General features: G+C 49.7%; 10 protein-coding genes and 1 tRNA gene. 10 read left to right on the forward strand and 1 reads right to left on the reverse strand.

The genetic code is table 11. The features are described 5' to 3' along the window. Nucleotides 1-80 precede the first annotated feature (80 nt). From E3J62_00050 to E3J62_00095, 10 genes are all read left to right on the forward strand, one after another. Nucleotides 81-167, forward strand: a tRNA-Leu gene (locus E3J62_00050). A gap of 44 nt (nt 168-211) precedes the next feature. Beyond that, nucleotides 212-484 carry a GIY-YIG nuclease family protein gene (locus E3J62_00055; GenBank protein TET47882.1) on the forward strand — a complete coding sequence of 91 codons (273 nt, stop codon included), beginning with the start codon at nt 212-214 and terminating at the stop codon, nt 482-484. Between the two features lie 378 nt (nt 485-862). Next, nucleotides 863-2,047 (forward strand): 8-amino-7-oxononanoate synthase, encoded by a 1,185-nt coding sequence (locus E3J62_00060; GenBank protein TET47883.1) that lies wholly within the window; start codon nt 863-865, stop codon nt 2,045-2,047. 28 nt (nt 2,048-2,075) lie between these two features. Next, nucleotides 2,076-3,062, forward strand: coding sequence for a hypothetical protein (locus E3J62_00065; protein ID TET47884.1), 987 nt, complete (start codon nt 2,076-2,078; stop codon nt 3,060-3,062). Continuing rightward, entirely contained in the window at nt 2,896-3,984 is a 1,089-nt protein-coding gene (locus tag E3J62_00070; GenBank protein TET47885.1) for a hypothetical protein, read from the forward strand. Before E3J62_00065 ends, E3J62_00070 begins: the two co-directional genes overlap by 167 nt. Then, complete coding sequence (locus E3J62_00075; protein ID TET47886.1) at nt 3,981-5,045, forward strand: thiamine-monophosphate kinase; 1,065 nt, start codon at nt 3,981-3,983, stop codon at nt 5,043-5,045. Before E3J62_00070 ends, E3J62_00075 begins: the two co-directional genes overlap by 4 nt. Continuing rightward, nucleotides 5,042-6,817: a long-chain fatty acid--CoA ligase gene (locus tag E3J62_00080; GenBank protein TET47887.1), complete on the forward strand. Its 1,776-nt coding sequence runs from the start codon at nt 5,042-5,044 to the stop codon at nt 6,815-6,817. The genes E3J62_00075 and E3J62_00080 overlap by 4 nt, the downstream gene beginning before the upstream one ends. Next, nucleotides 6,814-7,608 (forward strand): SDR family NAD(P)-dependent oxidoreductase, encoded by a 795-nt coding sequence (locus E3J62_00085; protein ID TET47888.1) that lies wholly within the window; start codon nt 6,814-6,816, stop codon nt 7,606-7,608. Before E3J62_00080 ends, E3J62_00085 begins: the two co-directional genes overlap by 4 nt. 5 nt (nt 7,609-7,613) lie before the next feature. Then, complete coding sequence (locus E3J62_00090; protein ID TET47889.1) at nt 7,614-9,029, forward strand: B12-binding domain-containing radical SAM protein; 1,416 nt, start codon at nt 7,614-7,616, stop codon at nt 9,027-9,029. Nucleotides 9,030-9,068: 39 nt separating this feature from the next. Further along, nucleotides 9,069-9,449 (forward strand): DUF4345 domain-containing protein, encoded by a 381-nt coding sequence (locus E3J62_00095; GenBank protein ID TET47890.1) that lies wholly within the window; start codon nt 9,069-9,071, stop codon nt 9,447-9,449. Nucleotides 9,450-9,855: 406 nt separating this feature from the next. Here E3J62_00095 and E3J62_00100 read toward each other — a convergent pair whose 3' ends face one another. Further along, a complete protein-coding gene (locus E3J62_00100; protein ID TET47891.1) occupies nt 9,856-11,775 on the reverse strand; it encodes a T9SS type A sorting domain-containing protein in 1,920 nt (639 codons plus the stop codon). Nucleotides 11,776-12,160 lie beyond the last annotated feature (385 nt).

Consider the following 12,160-nt stretch of genomic DNA (forward strand, 5'->3'; position numbering starts at 1 on the left):
GGTCACGCGTCTCACTACCTCCCCCCCCCCCGCGCGAGGGGCTAATTGAAAAACATAAATACAAGTTGTCCTCCAAGTATGCCGGGGTGGCGAAACTGGCAGACGTGCTAGCTTGAGGGGCTAGTGCCCTTCGGGGCGTAGGAGTTCAAATCTCCTCCCCGGCACCAACGTTTTACTGAATACCCTGCCCTGATTTGGTCATTCCTCGTTTATGAAGAAATATGTCATATACGTTCTCAGAAGCCTCAAGGACGGTAAGCTCTACATAGGACATACTGATAACCTCCACATGAGGCTGATCCGCCACCACTCAGGTGGTGTCCGTTCGACGAAGGGCAGAAGGCCTCTCAAGCTAGTCTACACTGAGTCAGTTCAAGCCAGAGAAAAAGCTGTTTCGCGAGAGAGATATTTTGAGTCCGGCCCCGGGCACAGGTTCCTGCAGTCAAGGCTCACGCTGAGCGGAAATGGAAAAGGCAGCACGTAGTCGCTCGTGACCTCCAACTGACGGATCCCGACAAAGTCGGGACAGGTGCCTGGCTCGCTCCGCGAGCCTAGCTTGAGGGGCTAGTGCCCTTCGGGGCATAGGAGTTCAAATCTCCTCCCCGGCACCACACAAGAAGATCCCACAAACCAAATGTTGAAGGATGCTGTTTTCATGTCATCTTTTGACCGGCAACCCGGAAAAAACCGCTTGAAAAACAGCAAATCGTAGGGTATGATTCAGCCAAAACAAAGAAGCGAGACTGAATGGACTCTAGTAGAAAGTCCTCACCTGCCTGCTTTTCCACAACACAAGTCGTCCTTTCCTACTATTATTTGCCAATAAACAGAGTCTCTTTTGCTTACACCGGAGGCTGCACAAATGTCTATGTTCGATAAGTGCCGCGAGTTCGGCAAAATGGTCGCCCACTTGAAGTCAACAGGACAGTTCTTCTATCTCCGGGAGATCGATCCTGCCGCAACTCCCGTGGTAAAAAGGAAGAACAAAGAACTGGTCATGCTTGGCTCAAACAATTACCTTGGTCTGACTTCGCATCCCAAGGTGGTCGAACGCACAATAGAGGCTGTTAGAGAATACGGGACAGGTTCTTGCAGCTCGCGAGTTCTCACCGGAACCACCAGTTTGCATAACCAGCTTGAGAAGAAACTGGCTGAATTCAAGCATACCGAAGATGCCGTAGTGTTCAGCACAGGATTCATGACAATGATGGGTACAATTGCCGCCTTGACTGAAGAGGGAGACATTATTCTGAGCGATGAGCTGAACCATGCAAGCATAATTGAAGGCTGCCGTCTCTCCAAGGCTCAAGTCATGGTCTACAGGCACAATGATATGGCGGATCTTGAAGATAGACTTTCCAAGTGTTCTCCTTCTTCCAACAAGCTTATCATCACCGATGGTGTCTTCAGCATGAAAGGAACAGTCGCGAATCTGCCTGAGATCAAAAGACTTGCTGATAACTATCAGGCCAGAATCATGGTGGACGATGCCCATGGCACAGGAGCCCTGGGCGCTAAAGGCCACGGGGTTCTTGAATACTTCGACATGGAAGGAGAGGTTGACCTTGTCTGTGGGACTTTCAGCAAATCTTTAGGCACGGTAGGAGGATTTACAGGGGCAACTGAAGATATTATAACGTACCTGAAGCTTAACGCGCGGCCATTCATCTTCAGCGCCAGCCTACCTCCATCGGTTGCAGCTACAGTCCTTGCCTGTTTGGAGGTAATAGAAGAAGAACCTGAACTCATCAAGAAACTCCACTGGAATGCGAACTTCATCAGGAAGAGTTTAGAGGAGATGGGGTTTGCAATTGAGCAAACGATAACACCTATCATCCCGGTTCTGATTGGCGATGACGAGGAGACTTTCAAGATGGCCGGTCAGTTGGAAGAGGAAGGAGTAATAGTGAATCCCGTTGTTCCACCGGCAGTGCCGAGAGAATCTTCCCTCATCCGGGTGAGTGTCATGGCGACACTGTCCCTCGAGAATCTGGAAATGGCTCTGGGTAAGTTCAAACTCGTCGGGAGTAGATTGGGGATCATCTAGCGTGCACCAATCTGAGAAGGCTTCGCCTGTGAAACCCCATGGCCTGTGGACTCCGGGCTTTTGGCGTGCGTATCTCCTGACGATGAGGCCTTATCTTCTGTTTGTGTCGGGTGCGGCAGGGATGGCCGGGTTTGCTGACGGATCCTCTAGAAGTGTATCCGCGACACTCGTAGTCTTCTTCGCCCTCTTTCTCTCCTACGGGTTTGGGCAGGCTCTGACAGACTGCTTCCAAATCGACACCGATTCTCTTTCTTCCCCATATCGTCCCCTGGTAAGGGGGTCCATTACGAAGCGCCAGGTCCTGTGGACCAGTTTGATTGGGCTCTTCTCCTGTTGTCTTATATTACTGGTCCACAATCCCAAAATCCTGGTCCCAGGTGTTCTTTGTGTGTTCGGTCTGGCCACATATACTTTTTTCAAAAGGAGATGGTGGGGAGGTCCTTTTTACAACGCCTGGATTGTTGCCTTGCTTCCTATCATCGGAAAAATGGCAGCTGTTGGATATGGGTGGAGCTTCGGAAGTGTGATGGCGAGCGGGATTCTGCTGCCCATCACTATCAGCACCCTTTTCAGTTACGCCAACTTCGTCTTGATGGGTTACTTCAAGGACATATCAGCTGATAGAGCAAGTGGCTATAATACTTTCTGCGTAGCATTCGGATGGAAAAGGGCTGCAGTGGCGACAGATCTTCTTGCGCTCCTCTCCATATTGGCAACAGGCTGGGCCTTCTGGAAATTCAGCTCCTTCGCTTCGTTGCTTTGCCCCATAAGACTCCCCTCTGTAGGCATTTTCATTGTGGCCATCATAGGCTTGATTCTGGCACAACTGGGGATTCACCGGACCCGAGATGAGCACAAAGCGCATGACCCCATTGCTAACGTGGTGCGAGGCTTCGTTTTGCTGCGCCTCGCTGAGATCTGTCTGGTCAGGCCGGGATGGCTCATATTGGTTGCCATATTCTACATCGGGTTTGAAGCGGTTCTTAAGCTTCGTCCCGAGGAAAGCCAGATCTAGGATGAAGGTATTCTTGAACCCTCACTGCAACTATGGGAGAGGTCTACGTCTGTGGAAAGGGATCGAAAGAGAGATTCGAGAGCGGACGGGACAGTTTGAGACCGAAGAAATACTTTCGCCAAAGGAATTCCATGTCCAGGTATCAAGAGCACTGGAAGGTGGAGAAAATGTATTCATTGCCGCGGGCGGAGATGGAACTGTCAACCTTCTGTTAAACGCACTCATGAATTCTGGCGAGCACAGAGCGACTATTGGAGCGATTGGGCTCGGTTCCAGCAACGATTTCCACAAGCCATTCCGAAGCGAGGCGTTGGTTAGGGGAATACCGCTCAGGATTGACTCGCAAAACGCTTCACTATGTGATGTGATACGCGTCAATTATCAGGATATCCAACATAGATGGGTTACACGTTTCTGTCTCATCAATGCGAGTATTGGGATCACAGCTGAAGCAAACGCCCTCTTTAATTCGCGCGTCGGCATTCTCAAGATGCTCCAGAGATTCTCTGTCAACGCTGCTATTTCCGTGGCGGCCCTTTTGTCCATTCTTGCCTATCGCAACCTCGCTTGCCTGTTGAGTATTGATGGAGATGAGGCGCAGAAGTTCAGGATCACCAATCTGGGAATAATAAAGAACCCACATTTCGCTGGCTCACTCTGCTATGATACACCGATCGGACCTGATGATGGTAAGATCGGAATCAACCTTTGTGCAGACTTGACGCTCCTAGAGGCAATACAAATGCTCATTGCCCTTTCTAACAACCGCTTCTGTGGACTCCCGAAGACACAGTCCTGGATTGCAGGCAGGGCTTCAGTCACTAGCCAGCACATTTTTGCGTTGGAGATGGATGGCGAAGTCTTCAATACCGATTGCGCTGATTTCAGCGTCATGCCAAAAGCAATAAGGTGTTGCCAATGAAAGATATGAATGAAATAACAGAAAACCTCATCATCGGTTCATGGGCCCGACACTTCTCTCGTTCACCCAACCAGCTAAACAAGCTGCACGAAAGCGACGCAGAACTGGTCGAGATCTCAAAAGATTCTCCTTATCTTCTGGCCGCAACCATTGATACGATTGCTGAAGAGATTGCTGAAGGACTATACCAGGATCCTTACACCATGGGCTGGGTGACTGTCATGGCCACTTTGAGTGATCTGGCAGCAGTTGGTGCTCACCCTCTGGGGTTGGTCGTCTCCGTGTCGGTTGACCCTACCCGCAACAAGGAATTCTCCAGTGCAATTGCTCAGGGTATGGAGGATGCATCTCGAGACCTTGGTGTCTTCATACTCGGAGGAGACACAAATCTAACCTCTGGGATTTCACTAACAGGATGTGCTCTCGGCCTCGTGCCGCGAAAAGAGGTGATAACCCGTCAGGGTTGCAAGGTGGGAGATCATGTCTTTATCACCGGAGGAATAGGCGCAGGAAATGCTCTGGGGCTTGTACGGTTGACCAAGACTCCTGACGATTGCTTTCCTGAAAAGCTCTATCGACCGGTAGCACGTCTCAAAGAAGGACAGCTTCTGAGACGACACGCCAACTGCTGTATGGACACAAGCGACGGGTTGTTGACGACCCTTGATCAATTGATGCGGATCAATGGACTGGGGTTTGAAATCGACTGCAATTGGGAGAGAATCTTAGCCCCTCAGGTACTGAGATTGTGCGAAACGACAAAGACACCCCATTGGCTGATGACAGCGGGCCCCCATGGCGAGTTTGAACTCTTGTTTACGATTCCAGATAAGGAAGTTGATTCCTTTTTGAAGCAGACGGAATCCCACGGCATCTCGCCAATCAGACTTGGCAGAGCGCAAAGGCCAAAAGCAATTTCATTGATCCTACCATCAGGAGAAAAGGTGGACGTGGACATGGCACCTCTAAGAAATTTATTACAAACAGTCAATGGCGACCTTGAACGCTACGTGAGGGAATTCAAGGCATTTGGAAAGAAGTGGGGATTAGAAACAGAATGACGATTTTTGAAAGCTTTTCCCAGAGCGCACTTAAGCATTCAAGCAAGACCGCCTTAATGAATAGAGAAAAAGGCGAATACATTGGAATAAACTACAAGGAGCTGATGAATTCGGTAAACGCCGTAGCTGAGGGTATCAAGAGACTGAGCATAGGCAAAGGCGACAGGGTCGGCATCTTTTCCTACAATCGGCCCGAATGGGTGATTGCCGACCTGGCAGTCCTGAAAATAGGCGCTGTCGTCGTACCCATTTATCATACACTGCCTTCTTCACGTATGAAACGAATAGTGAGCGATTCAAACACAAGACTACTTTTTGTGGAAAACACCTCGTTGCTGGCTGTGGTCAAGGAAATCAAAGACGATTGCCCGATTCTCAGAAACATCGTCGTCTTTGAGTCTTCAGAGCCTATTGCTGAGCATGACATTCTTCAATTTGATAGTCTCAGACACGAGAAATGCAAGTCAGTCGCATCCGAGGAGAGTCCCGATGTCTCCGCCAACGATGTTGCGACCATAGTCTACACTTCTGGAAGTATGGGAGAGCCCAAAGGTGTCATCCTGACGCATAAAAATATCACCTCCAACGCCTTTTCAGTGATGAGGAAATTCAGGGTTACGTCGGAAGATGTTTTCCTTTCATTTCTCCCGCTCTCTCACATGTTTGAGAGGACTTGTGCGTACTACGCCACACTCTTTGCCGGAGGTACCATTGCATATGTGAAGGATATGTCAGCTGTTGCAGAAGACATAAGAGAAGTCAGACCTACCATTCTTATCACTGTACCCCGGCTCATAGAAAAGGTGTACGAGTCAGTTGAGAAGAGAGTTTCGCAGGGTTTGTTCATCCGAAGAGGTTTTGTGAGCCTCGCTGTCAAAAGACTGAATCACTATGCAAACCTCAAGCATAGAGGTGCTAAGATTCCTCTATTTCTCAGGATTAGGCGCCCTTTGTACGATGTTTTTGTCGCTTCCAAGTTCAGGAAAATCGCAGGAGGAAGATTGCGGGCGCTTGCGTGCGCAGGAGCTCCACTTGACCGGAAGATTTCCAAAATCCTCTACATTCTGGGTTTCAACATTGTGGAGGGATACGGCTTGACGGAAGCGTCGCCTGCTGTATGTCTCAACACAGTGGAAGAAAATGAATTGGGCACAGTAGGCAAACCTCTTGATGATGTTGAGGTTAGGATGGGAGAGAACGATGAGATCATGGTCAGAGGACCCAATGTGATGGCAGGATATTTGAACATGCCTGAGGAGACTTCAAAGGTGATCGACCAAGATGGCTGGCTTCATACAGGGGACAAAGGCAGATTTGATGAAAAAGGGAACCTGATCATAACTGGTCGAATAAAGGAAATCATTGTTACCTCATATGGCAAGAACATCGTGCCTGCTCCTATCGAAATGGAGATAGCCAGAAACAGATACATAGATCAGATCATGCTTTGCGGTGACAAGAAAAAACACGTTGCTGCTTTGATCGTACCGAACAGAGAATTTGTCATGAGTTACGCGGAAGAGATAGGCATACGCTTCGATGATTACCAGTCGCTTTTGCATAGGGACGAGATAAGGGATCTCATTGCCTCAGAAATAGAGAAATCAAGCCTGGAGCTCGCCCCCTATGAAAAGATAAAGGCATTTACTCTATTAGCTGAGCCTTTTACAGTCGAAAATGAGATGCTCACGCCCATTCTGAAACTGAGAAGAACTAAGATAGCCCATGAATATGGCGAATTGATCGATCAAATGTACGAGGGAAAGAAATGAAGATCAGAGGCGCGAGGATACTGGTTACAGGAGCGTCTTCAGGAATTGGTCGGGCCGCATCCTTTGCACTCGCCGGGAAGGGCGCAAGGCTGGCCATCACGTCTCGTGGAGCAGACAGGCTGGAGAAGGTGGCGGAGGAAATTGCCCGGGCTTTCCCCGGCGTGCCCGCACCCCTTGCAGTTCCTTGCGATGTAGCAGACTTGGAGGCCGTGCACAGACTCATAGAGCGTTGCGTCGGGCAGCTCGGATCCATCGATGTTCTGATCAATAACGCAGGGATCGGCGTCTATGGTGATGTTGAGAAAACGTCCCTGGAGGATTTCCGATCGGTTATGAATGTGAACTTCTTCGGCGCTGTCAACTGCATGCTGGAAGTTCTTCCTATTATGCGCAACGCAGGTCAAGGCATAATCGCTAACGTTGCCTCTGTAGCTGCCATACACGGTGTCCCCTTTCTGGGAGCTTACTGCGCCACCAAATCTGCGCTTGTGTCCGTGAGCCAGAGTCTTCGTGCAGAACTCTCAGGTAGCAGCATCAGGATAATACTCATCTATCCAGGTTACACTGAGACTGACTTCTACAGAGCCGAGAAGAAGGTTGGAACTGCGCGAAGACCCGAGGGCCCATATGCCTCGCCGGACGGGGTAGCTCAGGCCATTGTGAGGGCAGTGGAACGTGAACAGAAAGATGTTGTCCTTTCGAGGGTAGGGAAATCTCTTGCGTTGGCTGAACGATTTGCGCCCTGGCTTGTAGAAAAAGTAATGTCAAGACTTGCAGCCCAACTGAGGTGACAGAAATGTCGAAGCCCAAATTGCAGATTATCGTTCTGTTTCAAAACCTGGGGGAAAGCCAGACCTATTACGCTCGATCCCCGGCACCTCCCCTGTCCGGGATTCTGGTGGCTGGTTTAACGCCACCGATAGTGGAAGTGGAACTGCTTCACGAAATGGTACGGCCAATTGACTACAAGACAGATGCGGATTTCATTGCGCTCAGTTTCATGGACTTCTGTGCACCTCACGCATTCGAGGTGGCCGAAAGCTTTAAGAAACTGGGCAAGGTTGTGGTTGCTGGGGGGAAATATCCCTCAACGTTCCCGGAAAAGGTAGAACCACACTTCGATTCAGTGGTTGTGGGTGAGGCAGAACCGATCTGGCCTCAGGTTGTTCACGACATGGTGGACGGGAAATTGAAAAAAGTTTACGAGGCCCCCATTGCCCCATCATTGGAAAACATCCCTCCTCCTCGGTATGACCTGGTGGAGCCGGTCTTCGCAGTGCCCTTGGTGACTGAAGCCACAAGAGGCTGTCCCTACAAGTGCAGTTTCTGCCAATTGATGGTCAGACATGCACCATATCGAGTTCGACCCGTTGCGGATGTGATCCGCGATCTTACAGCTACCAGCAAACTCCCTTTCCACAAACGCAAGATGGCAATGATCTACGACAATAATCTTGGAGGAGACATATCCTATGCCAAGGAATTGCTGCAAGAAATCGCGAAACTCAAGCTGTGGGGGATAGGAACACAGTTCAGCTTTGACTGCCTTCACGATGACGAGTTCGTGGACTTGCTTGCCAAAGCTCGTTGCACAATGGCCTTTATCGGATTAGAATCTTTAAATGAGCCCAGTCTCGCATCAGTTCACAAAAGGCAGAACAAGGTAGAAGAATACAAAGAGCTGTTCGTAAAGCTTAAGAAGAAAGGGATACTAACTTTTACAGGCCTAATGTTGGGGCTTGAGGAGGACACCCCTTCCTATTTCCAGACTCTGCCCAGCAGGCTTGACGAGATCGATCCCAGCACAATTCTGCTGTCCATTTCCATCCCCATTCCTGGTACTCCATTTCACAAGCAGATAGAATCCGAGGGCCGGATATTTGACCGTGACCTATCTCACTATGAAGGTGACCATCTGGTGTTTACTCCAAAGCGGGTCTCTTCCGATCAGGTCTTTGAAGCATTTCGCAGAATAAACAGGCATTTCTACTCGTGGAGGAATATACTGAAGCGGTGGTGGAGAATCATCCTTGGGTATTCGAAAGAGGAGAGCAAAATGAAGCAAGCACTCCGCAAAATCTTCATATCCTACATTTTCCTTAAGCTGACCACCTTTCAGAAAGACCACGCCCAACAGAGGGTATATCCGTTCTCCAGTTCAAATCGAAACCATCCTGGAAAGGAGGAAGATCAAGGAGGAGATGAGACGTAGTCCCATATCCAGCAGCGTTAGAAAAGGAGGAAGGGCAAAATGGCAAGAGTCGTTTTGATAATTGCGGCCATCATAGAATTCGTATTTCGTGGACTCCCCGCTTTTTTCGGATCTGAACCAGTAGCGGAGCTTTTCAATCTGGAGTACGTAGAAGGAGCTGTGCCATATGTGCACGCCTTTGGCGCAGTCATGCTCTGCTTCGGTGTGATGTTTTTCATCGGGGCCAGGAATCCGAAGAAGAGCCGGTTGGTTGTGGACATGGGTATACTCAGATTCGCGCTTGGCGTGGCAGCGCAGCTGCTCACATTTGTGATGATGGGCTCGCTACACATCTTCTGGTGGATACACATGGTCGTTGACATAGTGCTCGTGGTTCTCCTACTGATCTCCCGTAAACAGATAACTGCGCAGGTCGCTTAGAAAAGCAGGCTCACATTTGCATACTGGCGAAGCCCTCCGAAGCTATGGCTATAGCGTAGGAGGGCCACTCTCTTCCTCATCTCTCGCAGGCAGATATCCGCGCAGGTCGCCTAGTACGCCAGCGTCACATTTCTAACCCACGTGGGGAAGTGTTCCGCAGCCTTCAACGGGTTGTAAGCAGAAAGTTCCACTGAATTGGCACAATTCTGGGGCAAGATGGGGCATTTTCACCCCTCGGAATGAAAATTTCAAACCGCTCCCCTTTCCCCGACACAAAAGAAACATGTCATTGCAAGCCTCGCGGAGCGTGGCGAAGCAATCTCGGTCAATTTCGTCACCTGTTCTTTTTGGTTGTGCGGAAGCGGATCCTTCGGCTAACGCCTCCCCGTGGAACTGGCAGGCCTTGCTACCTGATAATTACCATCTTTCTTGTCTGGCTGAAGCTTTCAGTATCCAGTCTGTAGATGTAGACGCCAGATGGGACTCGGCTGCCGTTCTGGTCCAGGCAGTTCCATTCGAACGAGTGCTGACCCGCGGACAAATGTGACCCCGCAGATTCCCAGACCTTTCTTCCAGCAACATCATGAACGGTAAGCCTGGCCTGAGCAGCATGCTTCAAGATGAACTCAAATCGAGTTGATGAAAACACAGGGTTAGGTCTGTTCTGGAGAAGCACGGTTCCAGACCTGGACCTTGTTTCATCCATCATTTGGTTCTGTTTCTTGTGCTTCTTCATGGCTTTTTGCGCGTGCTGCCAGGCATGCTTATAGTGGTCGATGGCCTTGTCGTACTTACCTTTGTTCTTGTCCTTTTCAGCCTTGGCCATCTCTTTCTCAGCCTTCTCTATCTCTTTCGGTTTGCCATTGGCAGCAATCGCATCATCAATTGCAACTCTGGCCAGAATGCTATCTGCCTCAACGAGCATCCCTGTCAACCTCTCGCAGAGCTCACCAGGAAACACGCCTCCGCCATAGCTCATCTTGTCCACATCCTCGACTTCGAAGTCTCCAAACACCATACCTTCATCAAGAGGCCTGGAGCAGGAGGTGTGTATCTCTTGATTCAGAAAATCGTCAACCCAGATTTCTGTGTTAGCACCGAGCTTCTGATCAACTGCATTGATTTCGAACGTATCCCCTGGTGATACCAACTCAGGACCAAAGCACGTCTTCTCTTTGCTAATGACTTCAACCAGAACTTCGTTTGTGCCATGGTAAATGAGAGAGAACGAAGCTACCCCTTTGCACTTGTCTCCCTTGCACACTTTCTTCATGTACTTTACCGCTTTCTTCTCTTCGCAGAAAACCTTCTTGCCATGCTTGGGGTCAAGATGGGTGTCGTCAATCCATAGCTTGGGCTCCAGGCTCTTCTCGATATGGCGGATAATCTTGTCTATCCTCTTATCGAGCTTCTTGTCGCCAGTCGGCTTGAGGATTTCCAACTCGGCCATGACATCTGTCTTGTTCCCTGGGGGGGTTCTGGTAGCAATAGGCCCGAGGTCGTAAGCAACAACATAGTCAGGCATCTTTTGAATCAGCTCGAACAGGATTGCTCGGCTTGTATCCCAGTCAGTCGAGAATGCAAGTCCACCAGCCAGGGTCAAATATGCTCCCTCCGAATAGACGCCGGTATACTGCCCCTTGACAGGATCAAACTGATAAATGCGATTGTTCCAACCCTGTCCCCAGGCGGAGACCCACAGCCAGGGATTCCCGGGGGAAGCATCGTCCCATGCCAGACCCTGGATCATGTATGAGTTGGGATACGAATCGACAATAACTCCTGTCGTGTCAATCTTGACGATTGCTAGATTCTGGAGACTTACCCATACGTATTGCCCATCCCACGCAAGACCCTGACAAACATCATAAGGCCCCCGAAACTCATACCGCACATTGCCAAACTTGTCGAAAGCAGTTATCATCGAGTCGTCGCTTCCAAAGAAATAGTCATGGTCAGGCCTATAGGCCAGATCCAACCATCCCCAGTCACCCAGTTCTGAGTTCTTACTCTTCTGCGCAAATTCCCTTACGTATTTCCCATCCCTGTTAAAGACATATATCATGTTCGAATCACTCCAAGCATTGTCTCCGGTCACATAGAAATAGTCTCCGTCGAATTCTACCCCGTATAATCCCTGTTCTCCAGTGTAATTAAAAGCCCATATCGAATCGCCAAGGGTGCTCAATGGCTTTCTTCCTGGGTTCTGCTTATCCTTCATTCCATACAACTGGCCATATGGCTCAGCCCCCTGAACGCCGACTACACTTTCTACAAGTAAGACAGCTCCCAATAGGACAAACCCACTAAATGCAAACCACTTCATCTTTTCCTCCGGGTAACCGTCATAGAGCTCCCATTGTTACTGGCCGCTCATGAACCACCAGGCTCCGCGGGAACAACGCTTTCGAATTTAACTCTCTGATGACTCAAAAGGTCTTCAGTCCAGACAACATAGAAACGCTCACATGGGGCCCTGATTACTTTGTCAGCGTAAAAACAACCGTGAGGGTACAGGGACGCTGTCAGGGTTCCGCTCAGGTTCTCGGGGTCAGTTCCGCAATCGGTTGTCCCAAACGAAACCCATTTGCTATAGAGTACTTCCTGATAGTCTCCCGACGAAAATTGGGGGGCTGTCCCCATCATCCCGCATTCCTCGATGGAGTCAGATCAGCCAACCCTAGCCTGGTAACGTTGTAGGAACGGGGGTG

Source organism: candidate division TA06 bacterium (assembly GCA_004376575.1).
GTDB lineage: Bacteria > Hydrothermota > DG-26 > E44-bin18 > E44-bin18 > E44-bin18.

Coding starts and splice junctions, on each gene's coding strand:
- E3J62_00055 (TET47882.1), top strand. CDS start 212: ATGAAGAAATATGTCATATACGTTCTCAGAAGCCTCAAGGACGGTAAG.
- E3J62_00100 (TET47891.1), bottom strand. CDS start 11,775: ATGAAGTGGTTTGCATTTAGTGGGTTTGTCCTATTGGGAGCTGTCTTA.
- E3J62_00075 (TET47886.1), top strand. CDS start 3,981: ATGAAAGATATGAATGAAATAACAGAAAACCTCATCATCGGTTCATGG.
- E3J62_00080 (TET47887.1), top strand. CDS start 5,042: ATGACGATTTTTGAAAGCTTTTCCCAGAGCGCACTTAAGCATTCAAGC.
- E3J62_00085 (TET47888.1), top strand. CDS start 6,814: ATGAAGATCAGAGGCGCGAGGATACTGGTTACAGGAGCGTCTTCAGGA.
- E3J62_00090 (TET47889.1), top strand. CDS start 7,614: ATGTCGAAGCCCAAATTGCAGATTATCGTTCTGTTTCAAAACCTGGGG.
- E3J62_00070 (TET47885.1), top strand. CDS start 2,896: ATGAGCACAAAGCGCATGACCCCATTGCTAACGTGGTGCGAGGCTTCG.
- E3J62_00095 (TET47890.1), top strand. CDS start 9,069: ATGGCAAGAGTCGTTTTGATAATTGCGGCCATCATAGAATTCGTATTT.
- E3J62_00060 (TET47883.1), top strand. CDS start 863: ATGTCTATGTTCGATAAGTGCCGCGAGTTCGGCAAAATGGTCGCCCAC.